At 34.7% G+C, this 20,251-nt stretch carries 10 protein-coding genes; 7 read left to right on the plus strand and 3 right to left on the minus strand.

Annotated features, from left to right (window positions below):
• Positions 1–33 precede the first annotated feature (33 nt).
• From H599_RS0107265 to H599_RS0107275, 3 genes are all read right to left on the minus strand, one after another.
• Positions 34–930 carry a CHAP domain-containing protein gene (locus tag H599_RS0107265; RefSeq protein ID WP_026713523.1) on the minus strand — a complete coding sequence of 299 codons (897 nt, stop codon included), beginning with the start codon at positions 928–930 and terminating at the stop codon, positions 34–36.
• Between the two features lie 252 nt (positions 931–1,182).
• Positions 1,183–5,301, minus strand: coding sequence for a hypothetical protein (locus H599_RS0107270; protein ID WP_026713524.1), 4,119 nt, complete (start codon positions 5,299–5,301; stop codon positions 1,183–1,185).
• A gap of 11 nt (positions 5,302–5,312) precedes the next feature.
• On the minus strand, positions 5,313–10,457 hold the full coding sequence (locus tag H599_RS0107275) for a hypothetical protein (protein WP_026713525.1): 5,145 nt from the start codon (positions 10,455–10,457) through the stop codon (positions 5,313–5,315).
• 1,201 nt (positions 10,458–11,658) lie between these two features.
• On the opposite strand from H599_RS0107275, the gene H599_RS0107280 reads away from it, so the two are divergent.
• Genes H599_RS0107280 through H599_RS0107310 form a run of 7 tightly spaced genes read left to right on the plus strand, consistent with a single transcriptional unit; the run spans position 11,659 to position 20,246 of the window.
• Entirely contained in the window at positions 11,659–12,915 is a 1,257-nt protein-coding gene (locus tag H599_RS0107280) for a site-specific integrase (RefSeq protein WP_026713526.1), read from the plus strand.
• A gap of 59 nt (positions 12,916–12,974) precedes the next feature.
• The gene (locus tag H599_RS0107285) at positions 12,975–13,592 is read left to right on the plus strand and encodes a TetR/AcrR family transcriptional regulator (RefSeq protein ID WP_026713527.1); all 618 of its coding nucleotides are present in this window, start codon (positions 12,975–12,977) and stop codon (positions 13,590–13,592) included.
• 51 nt (positions 13,593–13,643) lie between these two features.
• On the plus strand, positions 13,644–14,984 hold the full coding sequence (locus tag H599_RS0107290; protein WP_245600500.1) for a TolC family protein: 1,341 nt from the start codon (positions 13,644–13,646) through the stop codon (positions 14,982–14,984).
• 11 nt (positions 14,985–14,995) lie between these two features.
• Positions 14,996–16,039, plus strand: coding sequence for an efflux RND transporter periplasmic adaptor subunit (locus H599_RS0107295; protein WP_051590673.1), 1,044 nt, complete (start codon positions 14,996–14,998; stop codon positions 16,037–16,039).
• Positions 16,040–16,047: 8 nt separating this feature from the next.
• Entirely contained in the window at positions 16,048–19,098 is a 3,051-nt protein-coding gene (locus H599_RS0107300) for an efflux RND transporter permease subunit (RefSeq protein ID WP_026713530.1), read from the plus strand.
• Between the two features lie 2 nt (positions 19,099–19,100).
• The gene (locus H599_RS0107305; RefSeq protein ID WP_026713531.1) at positions 19,101–19,394 is read left to right on the plus strand and encodes a hypothetical protein; all 294 of its coding nucleotides are present in this window, start codon (positions 19,101–19,103) and stop codon (positions 19,392–19,394) included.
• A gap of 48 nt (positions 19,395–19,442) precedes the next feature.
• Entirely contained in the window at positions 19,443–20,246 is an 804-nt protein-coding gene (locus tag H599_RS0107310) for an SDR family oxidoreductase (protein WP_026713532.1), read from the plus strand.
• Positions 20,247–20,251: the final 5 nt, after the last annotated feature.

Consider the following 20,251-nt stretch of genomic DNA (forward strand, 5'->3'; position numbering starts at 1 on the left):
TCCCCATTGCTGCAAACTGATATTTTAAATAGCTTATTTCTTAGCTATTTTTTTAGCTTCGGCCACTGCAACATCAAATGGACATGATTGAATGAAGTCTACACCTAGAACTGAAAGAAAGGCAGACGGAAGCATTTCTTTAATCAAAAAACTGAATTTATTTTCAAGCACCAATTTAGACAAAGGTTCTTTAAATTCAGGGAACGGATTTCTCTGAATTATGTATAATAAAATAGCCATTAAAGTTTCATTATTTTGAGCTTCATCACTCTCAAAAGCATTAATAAGTTCTTTCTTCATTGCTTCCCCAAGATTGCTTATCTCTTCTACTCCGTAAAGGTCTTGAATTATAGCTCTTGCTACTTCAGGAGAACTAGCAAGTATAACTCTAATATAATTGTCTGGGTTTTTAATTTCATCAAACATTTTTTTAATGTCTTCTTTTTTCATTTCATCAGAATTTAAAGTTTGTAATACACTAGCTCTTCTTCGGATACAGTAAATAGGGTCTCCATAATCAGATGGAACTTCTCTTAGACCGTGAAGAACTTCATGCATACCTCCCCACTTACTTCTGCATTGTGTAATTGTAGTTCCGTTAACTTGTGTAACGATAGCACTATGAGTATGTAGTCCATTCTTAACATAGACAATAGCATCGTTAACCCTCGGTTGAGCCATAGTTGCTTGAATGTAATCATCTCCAATGAATGGTTGAGGGTCATTGAACCAACCATGTGCATTTGCGTGTGCTTTACCGTGACAATTGTATTGTCTAGTAGCTGGAGCAACGATAATTACGCTAGGGAAATTTTGTCTTAACCAATTTGAGATGCTTACTATTTCAGCAGAAGTAAACTCCCTTTCAAAACAGGGTTGAATGTGGCAGTGTTGAACTGCTCTTCCTTTAGATGTTGTATAAGTTGCCATTTTTTTTATTTTTATTATTATTTTGAATTGATATTTTACTCTGAATAGTTTTCAGCGGCTCTGTTGCAAGCTTTATTGTTTATAGTCTGTCTTTTGCTTGTTCGACTTTTGTATTGTAGGTATTCTATTTGTTAGGTTATATTGATTTGGTTGTCAATGATAGTGGTGAGTTAAAATTGCAATAATGTTCGTAGCTATTTTATCTTTTTCTTTTAGGTTTAGTGGTTCATTTTAGAACAATTTATGTACGATTTACAATTTAAATTCTGCTGCGTTGATAAGCCTAATTCCATCAATGTCAAACATTGGGTTTTCTGCAACAAATACTGGTGCATCAGAGATTTTACCTTTAAAATTTTGAAGAGCCTTAAAATCTTGTAATTTAAAATTGTCATGAGTCTCAAATTCCAGCACAAGGAGCTTTGACGCATTCTTTTTCGATATGATAATATCTGTTTGTGAAAACAACAAAATTCTTCCATTTTCTTGCGGATCATTGGCAGCGGGACAGCTGAATGAAACAAAATTTTTGGTGCCATTTTTGTCCATAATCGTTGAAACACCATCATCATCGTTAATATAAATCACAAAAAACAACTTATTTGAAACAGGGCCATTATACTGGATTCGATAAGTATCTTTTTGACATTGTATTGATATTTCCCTTGGGCTGTAAATTGGGAAAATAATAGGGTCAGTAATGGGTGACAGATTGGTTCCTGTTAAATCACGTTGCACTGTTACGTTTTGCCCTTGTACGATATCAAATCCGTGACCTTCGCTAATTTTTACACAAGATAGTTTTACAAACATTGATTCGGCTTCAATGAAATTTCCCAGAGGTAATATAACCTGCCACTTCCTGATTAAGGAATTATAGAATGGTGTACATAAAAGCACTTCATAGTCTTGTCCCTCAATATGATAGTTTTGGATTGCCTCATCAGCCAAGTATTTTTTAAATAATGGTTTGTCGAGATCCGTATTATCGAGCATGTTTTTCAATGTCTGGTTCGTAAAATCAGTTTTACTTAGTTTTGTAATATCATCACCTATCAAAGAAACTTTTCCAAAAGTGGGGTCGAGAATGATGTTCTGATTGTCGCGAACGATGTTCCGAATTATTATACCAAGCTTATTATGCCCTTCCATCATGAAATCTGCATCCATGGTAATTCTTACAAGCGACTGTGTCTTGGTCTTTTTAAATTTTTTGATCTCTTTATCATGCCAAGATTCGTCTTTGGTATACATAAGTAGTACGTCAGCCTCAATTACGGGTTTTAAGGGACGGGTGTTATTTGGTATCGTTATATCAAAGACACTACCCGTAGTACCAAGACTAAATTCAGATTCAACTTTTGGAAAATAAGCCTGATATGGTGAAGATGCAAACAGCTTTACCCGTTTCTTTGCTGAATAGGGATGGCGATTGTCAGTTACAAAAATATAGCTACCCGCACGTTCAAGGTTAATTTTACAATTTGAACCATGCTGATAAAGTAGATGTAGGATTTCTTGTGATATCTCAATGTCCTTGACTGAAATGTCAGGATTAATATAATTGGTTAGGGATCTGATCTTTTTTTCTCCCCTCATAATATCGAAACAATTTTCATCACGGTTAAAAACAATTTGAAGTTCAAACTGCTCAGCTTGTTCCCCAAGGAAAACATCATTCATATAGAGACATAATTCCGATCCTGAACTTCTGACAATAAGTTTTTCTTTGTCATTTAGCATGAGCGACATAAAGATGCTGTCATCCGCAAGCTTGAGCGATTGGGAAGCCATGAGAGAAATTTTTACCTTTTCAGGAAATATGGAGGTTCTTAGTTCCCCTTTATAATCTACATTACCTTCGGTAGTCAGGAAAGTTTCGTAAGGATACTCATCAAACATAAGATCGTACGAACTCATGCCTTTTCTGAGTTTCCGTTTTAAAAGCTTGGAATAATCACTTTGGTTAAGATTAAGTACGGTCGTTTCCTCTATATATTTCAGAGACTTCCAGGTATTACTTTCATCCATTTCAATTGGAAGGAACCAGTAGTTTTTAGCCGGGTCTTTCGCAGGATTTCTGCTGGCTTCAAAAGCGAAGTTAGGAACAATACTGATTTCCGGTACTTTCGGTTTGTCTACACAGGATATTTTCAGAGGAGTTGAATTGTATCGTTTGATTTCATCTATACCAAATGCTTTATCAGCCACATAAATATTAAAGTTAAAAATCCCCTGCGGAATGTGGCTATACAATACTTCGTCATTCAAAAGCAATTGTGAGGAGTTGGTACCCTTACTGAAACGAAGCTCAAGTTTTGATGATTCGGTATCATCATAAAACGGATATCGCTTACTAAACTCATAAACCTCCTTAAATTGTGTTTTAGGCAACTGCAAGAGGGTATATAAGTCATTTGGAACAAATAGTAATTTCTTTCCTCGTGGGTCGGCAAGATAATCTACTGTTGTTCGTCTATTGGCACGTTCAGGCAATGTATTGGCATTACGCTTTTCCATTCTGATGCATCTGTATACAAATTCATCACGTGTAAGCTGTGCTTCGCCTTCCATCTTGATCAATTCCGGTGATTGATAACCTAAGATCCGGATATCTTCAAGTTTGATGGATGGCGGGTAAATAAATCTTTTTTCCTTCTTTTCATTGTCTATACGGTTTAAGACAATATGGTTTCCATTGTCTACAAAACCAGTGTTTTTATCGCCAAATTTCTTTTTACCTATAATGTCAACCGACTTTATTGGAAGCTCAGTCGCAGAATGAAAGTAAGGTGTAACTGGCTTGGTGGTTATTGTATGTTTTTCCAATTCCACCTGACTAGAAATATAATCTTCCACTGTCATCGTATATTTCTGTTCAGGCTTTCCAGCAATTTCTGCGGCAATAGGCATATAATGTTCAAGATAAGAGACAGTTCTCAGTAAAAAATAATAGTCACGGCCCGCAATGAGCTGAGTTTGGGTATCATTCAGAAGGCTTTCCGTAATAGAGAAGAACTCTTGGTTTATGAATACATCTTCACACTCTGTTGTAGCGGCCCGATATTCTGTTCCGACTTCCATTTTCGGTTTGTTTTGGTTTTTGGATTCGGTTTCTTCCAACTTCGCATTCGCATTACGGTTTACTAAAAGGTTGTCACCACGCCAGGCTAGCAACACATTATTACGGTAGGCTTTTTTTTCTGGTGTCCGACCCGCATCGTCTTGGGTAATGATTTCAGACCGTGCCATTAAAGTGCCTGAAGTAGTGTATTCATAATACTTTTTCTGATTTGTAAAAATGTATTCTATTTTATGAAAGCTAAGAGATCGGTATGAATCGCTAAAAACAACAGCATTATACCCTTTGATTCCGGGGTCGTCAAAAGGATCGTGAAGTTCTCCTGGTATCTCTTCACCCTTCTCATTTTTTTTGGGGCCGTATAACACATTGAGATATATCCCGTCAGGATGCGGCTGTTTTTTCTCAAGATAAGCTTTGTATAAATCATGAAAAGTTGGTACTACTTCTTTAAAATCGCTTTTAGAGAAAAAGACTTTCTTCAAACCATTATAGTATTTGCCCTCTTTTTTTAACAGTCTGTATTTTGCAATACTTAATTCTATATCAGGAATTTTAATTGCAGGAATCTCGGTTATTACTTCAACCTGATAGGATAAGTCGTCTGTACTTCCGAGCATTTTATCGGCATCTAGGTTAAATTCCCTTACGATACCAAAATGTTGCTCTGCCAACAACGGCTCATTCATAATATTGGCATAAACCACACGAAAATCCAATGGCTCTTCCTCTTTTCTTCGAAGAGAATCCTGTTGCTCACGAAATTTGGCATACTTTTTATTCGATTGTAAAATACTGTTATAGTGGCTTGCCTTTCCATCTGTATTAATTAAATCACCATCTATTTGGAATAGGGGTATTTCTTCTCCCTCAGTCCGGATTTTAAACACTTTCGTTTCTAAGGGTGCTAACATTCCAAGCGGGCTACTTTCTGTAGTGTGAGCACGTCTTTGTCCATCAACTGTTGGTGTGTTAGTTTTTACAACATTGGCAAAGTTAAAATAACCTTCCAATCTATGACTCTGATCCGCAGGATCAGTCTCAGATGGACGTGGACGTACATATAATTTCACCTTACCACTTTCATACAATAGATTGAACTGATAATTATTAATACTTCTAATAAAATCACTAAAATCTTCAGTACTAACCTTAAAATTTGAGTCGCGAAAAACATATGATTTCTCAAATTGCCTTACTGACACCGAAACCTTAAATACTGCTTCGTATGTGTTCCCATTTAGTTTTACGCCATGGGGAATAATATCAAATCTTGGAATGAGTATCATAAACTAGGTTTTTAAGCATTATAAAAATAAGAAGCATAGTATTCATTAGCAGGTATATCCCTGGCGATTTTTTTTGAAAGCTCGCAAGGATTTTTAGTATTAACGATATCTATTGTATAAATATCTTTCTGGCTGCTATGATCAACCTCTAGGGTATACCTTCCAGCCTTATAATCTTTCAGTTTTGCATTGATTTCAAACAGGTTACGGCTTATCTGAGATATTATATTTCTTGGAGTAACATCGTCCCCCATAATATCTCTCAGGATGGCTACTGGCTTTACGTCGTTCGTCGTGGCAATAATAAGTAATAAGGATTCGTCGTCATAATAAACTTCCTTACTTGAATTATTATTTAAATAAGTCCCGACCGATCTTATTCCATCTGGTCCCGATGATTGTGGATCTTTATTTGTTCTGGCACCCTTGAGTGTTTTCTTCATTTCGCATTCTACCGAAATTTCAAAGAAAGGACCAAATTTATGGCTCGCACGCACGCGGCACACTCCTTCCAATACTTCACTGGTACCTCCAAGTGCCATATAAAAAGAAAGGCTGGCAGAAAATAAGCCTAAAACCCTTAGCCTTCCCACGCATAATATATATGCCCTAAGATCAAATTGTCCGTCGTACTGTCTGATATAAATTCCGCCAACCATGTAAGCGGTTCCTTTAACAATAGTCAGGTTAAGATTAAAGATGGCTCCAAATTCAAGTACGACCTCCATACCCACAATCCCACGTTTAGGTTCCGCAATGATCTTAAAGTAACCTTGTCCGCCGAATATAACCATGACGGTCAGTCCGAATTTGTTTAATTCATTACCAATCCCAAAGTGCATTTGCATTGATTTTTCCGGCTGGAAAGGCAATACCAACATCCCGCTTAAATTGAGATTAAAAAAGTTAAAATATCCAGCAGGAAAGTCAGGTATGGTGACACCGTATCCTATTTTGGCACCGTTGGCATCGATATCGAACACAAGATTATCACTGATTGACTTAAGATATTCCTGGAAAGCCTGAAAAAATGCTAGGAAACCACCAAACTCAACGTTCTTGATTCTTACCGTAAAGTCGTCTTTGACATCTGACCCTGTTACGAAACTGACCTTCTCAAAATCAATATATAATAATTGGAGCAACCCGAGTTTAAAAGCCCGCAGTGTAGTATCGGTAATCCATGTCTGCTTAGTAATGGATGGTGGTTTATTGATGGCTGTGATTGCGAATTCTATCTCATATTTCACAAAAACTTTCAGGTCGGTAATTCCTGGCTCAGGGATAAACTCTATCACACCGCCAAGCGAAGCCTTCCTGAATTTTTTCGTATACATCGTATACTCAAGTTTTTGTTTGCTGAGTTCCTTGATTTTTTTTACGAATGACTCTATTCTCGAAACTTCTGCAGACAGTTTAAGGTATAACGGTGACGATTTACCATTACGAATAAATTCTGCCTTCATTTGCTCGCTTTTCTCTTTAAGGTCATCGAATAGCTTTTGCAATTGGTTGTTCAGGAAGTCACGTACCGTTTTCTCCGGATTTTTAATCTTTTCTTCATAAAACAGTAATAAAGTTTGAGCATTATCATATTCAGCATAATATTTTCCCGCAAGGGCAGTATAGGCTCCGACCATAGACTTTATACTTTCTAACGGTACTCTTTCTTCAAATTTACGCAAGGCGTCACTTTTCGAAGCTATTTCCGCCAATTTGTCTTTTACACTGTTGAATGCATTAATAACAGCCGTATCTATATTTTTAGGTATTTCAATACCTTTAATAGTCAACTTTAAGGAACTGATAAGCTGTTGCTCAATTATCTGTGTATTTTTTCGAAGGTCAGTAATTAAGACATTATCTACCAGCCCTGAGTCAATAAGGAACCGCTCATAATTTTCGCTTTGTAGATCTGTATAAAGTCGTTTATAGTTTTCATATACTTTTGCGAGTCGATAAATCGCGCCAATTGTTTTATCAATTTGATTGGGCTTTATATCTAACTTAGCGAGAGCTTCTTCAATAACTTTAGGAATAAATTTTACCGTATCGGTCAACTGATCAGCTAATAATTTTTGTTTGCTTTTGACAAATGTGCGTGAAAATGCCAGTGACTCCTGCATGCCTTGCACGGCTGCATTATAATAGGAAAGGTATCTCTCGTCAATTTCCCTGGCAAAGCTCGAAGCTGTATTTATGGCATTTTCAATCCTATTATCTGGTTTGATATGATTAATAAACTCTGCCGTATAGAAAGCCTTCAGCAGTTCCTTGATCTGCCTTTCACTGTATATGTCATGGTGGTCGTAAACAGTCACTAGGAAATTTTTGAAAGCAATAGTATCCGGCTTCGTAATAAAAGTATCAATAGCTACAAGGATGCTTCTCGATACAACGGGATTGATATTTTTGAGCTTAGTCAGTATTACCTCAACACATTCTTTGGAATATTGTTGATACTCGGTTGTGTAACTTTGTAATGCTTTACTTTGATCCTCAAAGAAAAAAAGCATGTTCGACTGTTCTATATAGGTATCAAGCCATTCCCTAACACCATTTTTAGCAAGTGACTCTAATTCATCCTTAGCAGCCTTAATTTTTTCGGCATAATCTTTTACTTCTGCAACTGCTTTATCGTACTCTGCAATCCAGGCCTCCGCCAATTCCTTATACTCCTGTGCTAACTGCGTAATTCTAGCTATCGTCTGCTCCATTTCTTTTGCAAATTCCAGGACGGGAATGTCTCCTACAGGCATAAATTCCTGTAGAATATCGAGCATTGAAATACCTAATATTTCCGCATCAAGTTCTTTAAATATGGAAACAGCTGGTATGGCCGGCAGCGTATTTACTTTACTGATTCCATGAACATCAGTTAAAATGATAGCCTTATCATTATGTGATTCATTAAAACTGATACTATTGTCCAGTGCCGATACATGCGATATCTTTATCCCCGGATTAACCATCGCCCCTGAACTCTTATAATTCCCGGTGAAGAAATTGTCGATGGGAGTAACTAATTTAAAGAAAATATAAGCATTATTTAAATCGTTCGCATCATAGTCTTCCAGTTCATCTTGGCTGTCACGATATTTGTCGTAATAGGAAACCCAATAGTATTCGTTTTGCCCTCTTATTTGGTCAACTTGAGAAATAGTTACATTAGCTTTTTTAAGCGTTGGCACTAAAGGGAAATAGCTAAGGTAATAATCAATTGGTTCTCCGTCGGGAGCTTTTAGTAAAAGGTTTTGCTCCGCATTTAGCAAAATGGCCTCAGTCTTAAAGGTTGCATTTGTCGAAGATTTACTAATTTTTGGTGACTTTCCCTCCTTTAGTTTATTGATTTTTGCATAAGTAACGTCTGCTCTTATGATATTCTTATAAACGTCCGAATATACATTTATATGTGCGTTTATCTTATCAATAAGTGACCCAAGTTTACCCACTTCAGCAGGCAAACTTGAAAATGTTTTGATCATCTTAAATTTATAAAGAACTGGATTTTCCGGACAATCAGCAACTGGAGGATCCCCATTATAAGCTTCGTTCCTGTATGGGTTGAGAAAACCTATAAATTTTATGCCAACAGATTTCCCAGTTTTGATTACTTCTCTTATGCCTTCATATTCATATATATAAGGCTCTGCTGAAGTAATTTCATATCGTTCTGCTGGAATAAATATAATTTTTGACTTAAACTTGTGTTCTACACCATTTTTATCAATACCAATATATTCAAAATCCAAAAGTTTATCAGATTCCAATTGAGTGGAACCATCTTGATTTTCTTTAGGTTTTGCAACAAGATAGCATTCACTTTTTGTAGATGAATCTTCCTTAATATCGAATGGTGTAAAGTATGCCCCTTCAGTCTGAGGTATTATCTTAACAAATGGCAGCTTGCTTTTTGTTTCCTCAGCATCATAATTTTTCTCCTTTTCAGCGTAAGCCACATGGTAAAGTTTCGGTAGGAAAGAAACTCCGGCCTTAAAGTCTCGTGGTGCGACGATGGAAATTAGTAATTTAAGACCGGTAAATACATCAACTGCACGATATGTCACTCGGGTAAAATTGTCGCGACCGTCTTTTATGATTTGGTCCCATGCGGCCAATGCATGTTCAGCAGTCGGATCATCATGTTTATATTTCAGGCTGGTAGTACCACCACGTGCCGAAATCATAAAATAATCGGAAATTACATCCCTATCATACTCTGGAAGCATTGTTAAACCATTCAAATCATAACGTTGTATGGGGGCAGGAAGCAGTTCTGTTTTGTCGTCAATGTCACATTCCTGTCCAATATATTTGACAATTTTAAATCTTGGCGGCGAGATGTTCTGGCGAAGATCCTTAAACACAAGTGTATTCTGCCACGGTGATATAATTTCAATCTGACCGTTCTTCTTCCGTTTGTCTATGTGATGGATTTGCGGTGCATTATTTTTAAGGAATATGTAATCTCCTTGAAGCCGCATTAGTTTTTTCTCGTCCGTTTCGTCAGAAAGGGCTATTGGACTTAAAAACATCTTGTAAGGAATTTCAAAAGTAGTTAAGGGAACATTATTTGGCAAATAACGCTCCGGGGCATTGTCATACATCCAGCCATCCCCAAATGCTGTACTTAGTTTAGGCAAAGTAGCTTCATAATCAGGTTGTTCTGGATTATCTGCTTTTGCGAAATCATCAATTGTAAGCATATCCCAACCGATCCAATTGATCAGACTCTCTGGAGTGAGATCCATATCCAAATTTTCTGGTAACTTAAAGCCTAACCAAGAACTTTTTGCCAAAAACGATTTTTGTTTTTTAAAATCCTTCCACTCGTTAGGAACATCAACTAGCAGTCCTTCTGCAATATGTTGTCGCGGAACCTGAATCAATATGTAGCAAGGCTCTTTTCCAGTACTCTTGATATTTCTGCCGCTCAACTTGGCATTATAAAAATAGTACTTGAAGTGCATCAGATCCTGGCAACGAAACAATTCGCAACTGAATGCTGGTGTTTTCTCACCAAGGGATCGAATACCAAGTGCTTCGCTAACAAGCTGTACCGCCGGGTCACCCAAAACAATACTTCCTATCCAAAATAATGAACTCTTTTTAATAAACTCTCTACGGGAATTCTCTTGTATTTCGTTGTAATCCATAATTTAACAGTTTAAGTAGTGGATGCAAATACCCCTGCTATTGGCGCAGATTTCTGAGTAATAAAAGTTCAATGAAAAGTAAAATGCATAAATCTTTTTCTTACTAATTAAACAATTAAGTAAATATATAATATTTTTTTAACAATTTTATTTGTAAGAAAAAATAATAAATAAAAAATAGAGCTTCCTAAAATTGTCCCAACGAAAGGAATCGGAATTAGTTTAGTCAGACATCATCATAGAACTATCTGTTTTGTCCTGATTTTTGAGAGATTTAAAAGGTGTTTGTAAGGGATTTATACCTTCCTTAAAAATAAGGTTCTATATTAAAAATGCTCTCATATTATTTTTTTAGCATTAATAAACTCTTTTTTATAAAGGTTTTTCAAGGGAATATTTTGACTCATTGTCATTTAATTATGGGGATTCAGATTACACTTTTAAATTAATCAATCACGGCAGGAAGAATTGATACTATGTTGTATAAATTTAAATTGAACAATTTAATTATCTCAATTGAGAAAAGTGAACCCAGTATTTATTTGGAATATAATTTCTAATTTGGAAAATATTCAGGGGTAACGATCTGAGTGACTTAAATAATAGCAGATGATAAAAACAAATGTGATATAAAAATAATAAACCACATTGGACTTAATATCTTTTTTGCCACAAAAATCAATTTCCATTTTATTTGTAGTAGCTTGTTAAATCACTTAAAAGGTTTCAAAAATATTTGTCCTGTTTTATCTTAAAAAAACGTACTTTTGTCTATCAATTAATTATGAATTATCACGTAAATTTAAGCGGATTTAAACCAGTCTGAAACTTTCAATATTTATAAAAATGGCAAAAATTTTCATGGCACATCCGTGGCACAGCAGTTAAAAAATATTAGAAATGCAGTATAAAAGCGGGATGTGAAGGTTTTGTTCAAATCCCTCTTTCTCCGCTGAAAGGTTAACAAACCTCATCAAAACGCTGTAAAACTTATGTTTTACGGCGTTTTTTCATTAGTGGCTATACCAAAAAGTTCATAAAATGGTATTCTGTCAGTGACCTATTTAGTGACCTATTTTAATAAACCCAAATAGGTCACTAAATTAAGCTGAAACACTTGTATAATAAGGTGTTCACGTTTTAAACATCTTGTTTCAAGTGATTTTTAAGGATAATTTTATAAACCTAAAGTCACCACATTATGAACAAAACATTCAATTTGCTTTTCTTTATCAAGAAAAACAAAATCAAAGCCGATGGCACAGCTCCAATCTACTTAAGAATTACTATTGATGGAGTACCCAAAGAAATTTCAGCGAAAAGAAATATTCAACCAGATAGATGGGATAACAAACTTCAAAAAGTTTTTGGTTCTAGCACTGAGGTTAAAACATTAAATGCTTATCTAAAAACTTTAGAACAACAAGTTTACGAAGCGCATCACCAAGTGTTGAAAGATAAAGAACAAGCGACTTCATCAATATTGAAAGCTAAACTACAAGGAACAGATAAAAGGCAAAGAATGCTCGTTCCTATCTTCCAAGACCACAACAACAAAATAAAAGAATTGGTTGGAAAAGAATACGCTCCAGGAACATTAGAACGCTACACTACTTCTTTGAAACATACTATTGAATTCATGAAATGGAAATATAATGTTTCCGATATCGATATTACAAAGATTGATCATGCCTTTATTTCTGATTACGAATTTTGGTTACGAAGCGTTAGAAACTGTGCTAATAATACAGCGGTGAAATACATCAAGAATTTCAATAAAATTATCAAGATATGTTTGGCCAATGATTGGCTCGATAAAAACCCTTTTGCAAACTACAAATCAAAAATCAAAGAAGTAGAACGTGTGTACCTCAACGAAGAAGAGATTCAAGCTATAATTGAAAAAGACTTCAAAACCGAAAGGCTATCATTAGTTCGTGATATTTTTCTTTTCAGCTGCTTTACTGGTTTGGCATACATCGATGTCAAGAACTTAACGAAGTCGCATATAAGCTACGGTATTGATGGAGAGAAGTGGATATTCACCCACAGACAAAAAACCGAATCAGCTTCAAAAATTCCAATCCTTCCAGTTACTCAAATGATAATTGATAAATACGAAAGTCATCCGCAATGTATTAATGAAGATAAGCTGCTTCCCATTCTATCCAACCAAAAAATGAATGCTTATCTAAAAGAAATTGCTGGAGTTTGTGAAATTGAAAAAGAACTAACCTTCCATATTGCTCGACACACTTTTGCAACCACCGTAACACTTACTAATGGTGTTCCAATTGAAAGTGTGAGCAAAATGTTAGGTCATAAAAATTTGAGAACCACTCAACATTATGCTAAGGTTTTGGATAGAAAAGTGAGTGAGGATATGCAGATTTTAAGGGAGAAATTTATCAATTTAAATACTATAAACTCATCACATTCAAATAAAAAAGTAAAATAATTTATAAAAATGAACATTGTTCAAAAAAAATACATATATTTGCAAAGAAAATAATACTTATGAGCGTAGCAGATAGAAAAGCAAGAGAAAAAGAAGCATTGAGAGCACTCATTCTAAAAGGAGCAAAAAAGCTTTTTTTGGAAAAAGGAATTGAACAGACTACTATAAGAAACATAGCAGACGAAATTGACTATAGTGTTGGTACTGTCTATGTTTACTTTAAAGATAAGAACGCTATTTTACATGATTTGCATTCTATTGGGTTTCAGGAATTGGGTAGTTATTTTAAAGACTTATTTAAAATAGAAGATCCTATGGAACGTCTTCAAAAAATGGGATTCATTTATATCAAATTTGCACTCGAAAATCAAGAAATGTATGATTTGATGTTTAATGTTAAAGCACCTATGGAATTTTTGGAAAGCTCCAATAATGAAGATTGGAACGAAGGAGTAGTAACGTTTGGACATGTTAAAAAAACAATTGAGGAATGCATCGATAAAGGACATTTTAAAGGTCACAATATGGAACCGCTTTCGTTTATGATTTGGAGTTTAGTCCACGGTATGTGTTGCCTCGAAATTCGTCAAAGAACCAAAGGTGTAAAATTCACAAATCCAGATACTATCCTATATGATGGTTACAATGAGTATTTAAAAATAATAGATAAATTATAATTTTTTTTGTTCAAAAAAATGAACAATGTTCAATTAAAAAACAATGTAATAATGATAAAAAAAGCACTAGTTCTAATAGCAATTTTACTTGAGTATCAAGGATATTCGCAAAGTAAGCTGGACGGCTACATCGAAGCCGGACTAAAAAACAACGAAGTTATCAAACAGCATAACTTCGATATTAACAAAAGTATGTGGGCTTTAAAAGAAGCAGGTTCCTTATTCTACCCTAACGTTTCTTTAAATGGAACTTACACAAAGGCAGAAGGTGGAAGAACCATTGATATCCCTATTGGAGATATGCTAAATCCGGTATATAGCACCTTGAATCAAATTACAAATTCTAATGCGTTTCCAACTTTAGAAAATCAGTCAGTACTTATTAATCCGGATAATTTCTATGATGCAAAAATTCATACTACAATGCCTTTATTGAATTTTGAAATTATCTATAACAAAAGGATTAAAGCCCAACAAACAACTTTACAAAAAATAGAGTTGGAAATCTACCAAAGAGAATTGGTCAAGGATATAAAAATTGCCTATTACAAGTATTTGCAATCCCTGGAAGGAATAAAAATTTATGAAGATGCTTTGGCATTGGTTACCGAAAATCAAAGGGTAAACCATTCCTTATTTAAAAATGATAAAATAAACCGTACTGCTGTCTTACGAAGTGATAATGAAGTAGTACGTATTGCAGCCAATTTAGAAACTGCAAAACAAGTAAGTGATAATGCCAGAGCCTATTTTAATTTCCTGCTCAATCAAAAACTCGATACACAAATCATGGTTGATGAAATCAATGAAAACGTTCCTAGTGCATTAGTCGAAGGAAATACTGAGAACAGAGAAGAATTAAAGAAATTAGACCAAGTAAAAGAATTAAACGAGAACATTAATAAACTCACAAAATCACACTGGTTTCCAACATTAAGCGGTTTTGCCGATTTTGGAATACAGGATTTTGATTTTGAAATGAACAAAGATTCACGCTATTATTTTGCGGGTTTAGGTTTAGAATGGAATATTTTTTCAGGAAATAAAAACAAATACAAGCTAAAACAAGTTGAAGAGGACAATAAAAAAATCAGTTCACAGATTGACAATGTAAGGCAACAATTATTACTTCAGTTTCAAGTTACACAAAACAATTTGAGATCAGCTTTGGAACAATTCAATGCCAATAAAAATCAAAAAGAGTCTGCCAAAAAATATAATGACGATATAACCAAATTATATAAAGAAGGCCAGGCCATCTATATTGAACTTCTGGATGCTCAAAATCAATGGGTAAATGCCCAACTCAATACTAATATAGCACTTTATAATTCGTGGATTGCCTATGCAGAATTAGAAAGAGCCAATGCAACTTTTACCTTAAACCAATAAAAATTAAGATCATGAACAAATCAATAATCATTTCCCTATTCGTATTACCTCTCTTCTTCGCTTGCAAAGAAGAAAAAAAGGAAAACAATCCATTTGAAACTGCGGATATTATTCCAATTAAAACAGCAACAGTTGAATCATTAGCATTTACCAACAATATAAGTGCTTCGGGTTTAGTAACCACAGAAAACCAAGCTAATTACGGTTTTAAAATTGGTGGTGTGGTAAGTCGCATTTATGTAGAAGAAGGTCAGTTTTTCAAAAAAGGACAACTTTTAGCCACATTAGATCAAACCGAAATCAACGCAGGTTTAAATCAAGCCGATTTAAATTTAAAGAAGTTTGAAAGAGATTATGAACGTGCTAATAATCTATACAAAGACAATGTCTATACGTTGGAACAACTTCAAAATACAAAAACAGGTCTTGACATTGCCCAAAAGCAAAAAGATGCAGTAGCTTTTAATTCTCGTCATGCTAAAATATATGCAACTGCTGATGGTTTTGTCGCTAACAAATTAGCAAATGAAGGTGAAGTTGTTGGTCCTGGGTCTCCAATTTTAGCTATAAACGAAACGTCAAACAACAACAATTACCTGTTGAAAGTAGGCTTGACTGATAAAGAATGGGCTTCAGTAAAAATAAATCAAAAAGCCTCTGTAACCCTTGACGGATTTCCTGATGAAAAATTTGAAGCTACCGTTTTTAGAAAGTCGCAAGCGGCAGATGTTGCTCTTGGGTCTTTTCAAATAGAACTAAAACTCAATATGAAAGACCAAAAACCTGCTGTGGGGATGTTTGGAAAAGCAGAAATACAAACCGATAAAGCCGAAGATTATATGGCCATCCCTTATAATTCCCTTATTGAAGCGGACGGCAACAAAGCCTTTGTATTCGTCGTGGAAAATAACAAAGTGAAACGTCAACCTATCACCATCAACAAATTTGACAATGATAAGGTGTTTGTAAATGACGGTCTTCAAAAAACAGACCGGATAGTCATTTCCAACAGCGCCTACCTCAATGAACAATCAACGATAAAGATCATTAAATAACTAACAGTATGAAAATTACAAATTTTTCCGTTAAGAATTATCAGTTTACACTGATTCTCGCTCTTTTGGTGGCTGTGGTAGGAGTCCTTACCTTATTCACGATGCCAAGAGCAGAAGATCCTGCAACACATCCACCAGAATACTTGATTACCGTAATTTATCCAGGTACAAGTCCGAAAGATATGGAAGAACAGGTTGTAAAACCAATTGAAAATAAGATTTACGGCTTAGAAAATATCGAAAAGATACTCACAACTGTAGAAGATGGCGTAGCCGCTTTTCAGGTAAAATTTAAATACGGAGTGGATGTAGATAATAAATATCAGGAAATCTCTACCGAAATGAATGCCCTTAAAAGTAGTGAACTACCAAAAGATATTTATCAAATCAAAACGGAAAAAATTTCGTCTTCAGATGTAAAAATTCTTCAGGTAGCTTTGATTTCTGAAAATGCATCTGACAAAAAACTACGTGATGAAGCGGACAAACTAAAGACAAAAATTGAAAAAATAACCAATCTTAAAGATGTAAAATACAGTGGTATTCCGGAACAGGAAATCCGTGTGGATTTGAATTTGGAAAAATTAGCACAATTAAGAATCCCATTGAATATTGTGATGGGAAGTTTACAAAGTGAAGCTGCTGATATTCCTGGTGGAAGTATTGATATGGATACCAAAGTATTCAATGTAAAAACAAGTGGAAAATTTAAAAATGCAGAAGATGTTGCTAATACGGTTGTTTACAATGCTAATGGCAAAATTATCTACATGAAAGATGTGGCTGATGTGAATTACAAATCTGAAGTGCCCTATCACATTACAAGAATTAATGGACATCGTTGCATTTTGGTTACTGCCGGAATGAAGGACAATGTAAACATTAGTGATGTTCAAAAAGAATATTTACCAATAGTTGATGCGTTTTCTAAAGATTTACCTCAGAACATTAAGCTTGTAAAAAACTTTGACCAAGCCGATATGGTATCAAAACGTTTAGGGCATTTAGGTTTTGACTTTGGATTAGCAATTCTTTTGGTTGTTATTACATTAATTCCATTAGGAGGGAGAGCATCTCTTATAGTGATGATTTCTATACCCTTATCATTGGCTTTGGGATTAATTGCAATGAATGCTTTAGGGTATTCCTTAAATCAATTGAGTATTGTGGGCTTGGTCGTTGCTTTAGGGTTGCTGGTTGATGATAGTATTGTAGTTGTAGAAAATATAGAACGTTGGCTCCGTGAAGGACATTCTAAAATGGATGCCGTTTTAAAAGGTACAAAGCAAATAAGTGTTGCAGTTGTAGGTACAACGGCTACTTTGGTTATTGCCTTTTTACCTCTGACTTTTCTTCCAGATACGGCTGGTGAATTTATCAGAAGTTTACCTATGGCGGTAATCACAAGTGTATTAGCTTCTATGATTGTGGCTTTGACCTTGGTTCCGTTTTTGGGTAGTCGTTTCTTAAAAACACACGAACATGAAGGAGGAAATATATTTCTTCAGTATTTGCAAAAATTCCTTACAAATACATACAAAAACATTATGCCTAAAGCACTGAAGTTTCCAAAAACTACGATTGCCATTTCTATATTTTTAAGTGTCATCGCTTTCGGTCTGTTTTCTGTAGCTGGATTTAAGTTATTCCCAACTTCGGAAAAACCAATGTTTTTAATCAACATAAAAATGCCACTTCAAGCCAATATTTTAGAAAGTGACAGGGTAACTAAAATTGTGGAAACTGAATTAAAGAAACACAAAGAGATTGTATATTTTACTTCAAATGTTGGACACGGAAATCCGCAGATTTACTACAATGTACATCCTCAGGACAGAAAATCTGATTTTGCTCAAATTTTCGTGCAACTAGAAGAAGAAGCAAAACCTTCAGACAAAACCAGTCTTATACAAGAATTGCGCGAAAAATTTAAAACGATGCCTTATGCTAAAGTTGAAGTAAAAGATTTTGAACAAGGACCACCATTGGAAGCCAACATCGTAGTACGATTATTTGGAGAAGACCAAGAGGTTTTACGCAAATTATCTTCTAAGGTAGAAACTATTTTGAGAAATCAGGAAGGTACAGTTTACATCAACAACGAGTTAAACACTTATAAAACGGATGTTAAAATAAAAATCAATAAAGAAAAGGCAAGAACATTGGGTGTACTAACCAGTGAGGTAGACAAAGTAATCCGTCTTGCCGTTGCCGGTTTAACCGTTGGAGATTATATCGATGACCGTGGTGATGCCAGAAACGTGACCATTACTTTACCAAGAGAGAAATTTTCTAATCTTGATGCGCTGAAAAATTTATATGTAAATAATGTTCAGGGAACACCAATTGCACTAAATCAAATTGCAACAGTATCTTTTGAAACTGCACCAACAGCTATAAATCACTTTAACAAATCACGCTTTTCAAAAGTCAGTGCTATGACAAAAGATGGTTATTTAGCAAATGATTTGTTGGTAGATATTATTCCGAAATTGGATAAATTAGATATGCCAAAAGGGTATTATTACAGACTATCAGGAGAAAAAGAATCGGAAGGTGATGCATTAGGAGGTAATTTTCTTGCTGTAATTATATTGAGTACGTTTTTATTCATTGCTGTTTTATTACTACAATTCAAAACATTTAAAGGAATCATCATTGTTATGTCCATCATTCCGTTAGGCGTTTTAGGAGGAGTATTGTTTTTAATAGCATCAGGAAACCCGATGTCTTTGGTTTCTATTATCGGTTTCATTGGATTATCAGGAATTCAAGTGAAAAACTCTCTTCTTCTGGTGGATTTTACAAATCAATTAAGACAAGAAGGAAAGTCCATTGATGAAGCCATTGCAATTGCTGGTGAAACACGTTTTCTTCCAGTAGTATTAACATCAGTCACCGCAATTTGTGGTTTGATTCCTCTGGCAGTAAATCCCAATCCTCAAATATCTCCATTAGCGATTGTATTAATTGGAGGATTGATAAGTTCAACTATTCTGGCAAGAATTGTAACACCAGTAATGTACAAATTGATTCCTCCTAAACTAGATGAAGAATAAAAATGAATGCTATCCATTATAATATTGAAGACGATGCAATAGTCAATAAATTAAAAGAGACTATCATTTCCAAAATTGACAAAATATATTGGATGGATACGCTAATTCTAATTGAACCTGAGAAATCAACTTTTAAAAATATTGTAGAGCTTCTGTATGGCTTTTTTAAAGAACACAAACTTGAAATAGAAGATTTTGTTTACATCTATAATTTTTCAAGCTATAAAGAAAACAATTGGTATTGTGAAAGACTGAAAAGAAAAGGATTAAAACGAATGAGTTCAAATTTTAAATAAAAACTAGATAAACATAATTGAAGATATTAATAATCAAAATTTAAGAAAATGAAAAAAACAATTTTAATAACAGGAGCATCATCAGGTTTTGGATTGATGTTAGCAAATAAGTTGCACACAGAAGGACACAATGTAATTGGTACTAGTAGAAATGCAGAAAAACTACAAGCCACAGTTCCTTTCAAAGTATTGTCTCTAGATGTTACAGATGAAAAATCGATTGAAGAATTTACAAAGCAACTATTTGAAACCGTAAAAGAATTAGACGTTCTTGTGAATAATGCAGGTTACATGCTCACTGGATTAGCAGAGGAGACTTCTACTGAGGCAGGTAAACTTCAATTTGATACTAACTTTTGGGGAACAGTTAATGTTACAAAAGCAATATTACCTTATTTCAGAAAACAAGAATTTGGTCAAATTATTACAGTGAGCTCTATGATGGGGCTTATAACAATACCTATGAAGTCAATGTATGCTGCATCCAAACATGCCTTAGAAGGTTACTTTAAAACATTACGATTTGAGGTAAGTCAATTTAATATTAAGGTGAGTATGATAGAGCCTATGTGGGCAAAAACAAATATTGGCACGAATATGATTTCTGTTGATGGAAATATAGCAGAATACAAGAACTATAAAGAGCAAGTGAATAAGTATATCAAAAATGGTTTGGCAGAGGGAGATGATCCTTCTGTAATAGTGGACAAAATTATTAAAGTGATAAATGCCAAAAATCCAAAAATCCGAAACATCGTAGGAAAAATGGCAGGAATGGTGCTGTTCCTTAATAATTACGCCTATTCAATGTTTGAAAATGCCATTTATAAAAGTGTAAGATCGGCAAAATAAAGTAA

The sequence above is a fragment of the Flavobacterium daejeonense DSM 17708 genome, assembly GCF_000425425.1.
GTDB lineage: Bacteria > Bacteroidota > Bacteroidia > Flavobacteriales > Flavobacteriaceae > Flavobacterium > Flavobacterium daejeonense.

Excerpts from the sequence above, each read along its gene's own strand:
- H599_RS0107280 (WP_026713526.1), top strand. The coding sequence starts at position 11,659 with ATGAACAAAACATTCAATTTGCTTTTCTTTATCAAGAAAAACAAAATC.
- H599_RS0107285 (WP_026713527.1), top strand. The coding sequence starts at position 12,975 with ATGAGCGTAGCAGATAGAAAAGCAAGAGAAAAAGAAGCATTGAGAGCA.
- H599_RS0107305 (WP_026713531.1), top strand. The coding sequence starts at position 19,101 with ATGAATGCTATCCATTATAATATTGAAGACGATGCAATAGTCAATAAA.
- H599_RS0107265 (WP_026713523.1), bottom strand. The coding sequence starts at position 930 with ATGGCAACTTATACAACATCTAAAGGAAGAGCAGTTCAACACTGCCAC.
- H599_RS0107270 (WP_026713524.1), bottom strand. The coding sequence starts at position 5,301 with ATGATACTCATTCCAAGATTTGATATTATTCCCCATGGCGTAAAACTA.
- H599_RS0107295 (WP_051590673.1), top strand. The coding sequence starts at position 14,996 with ATGAACAAATCAATAATCATTTCCCTATTCGTATTACCTCTCTTCTTC.
- H599_RS0107300 (WP_026713530.1), top strand. The coding sequence starts at position 16,048 with ATGAAAATTACAAATTTTTCCGTTAAGAATTATCAGTTTACACTGATT.
- H599_RS0107290 (WP_245600500.1), top strand. The coding sequence starts at position 13,644 with ATGATAAAAAAAGCACTAGTTCTAATAGCAATTTTACTTGAGTATCAA.
- H599_RS0107275 (WP_026713525.1), bottom strand. The coding sequence starts at position 10,457 with ATGGATTACAACGAAATACAAGAGAATTCCCGTAGAGAGTTTATTAAA.
- H599_RS0107310 (WP_026713532.1), top strand. The coding sequence starts at position 19,443 with ATGAAAAAAACAATTTTAATAACAGGAGCATCATCAGGTTTTGGATTG.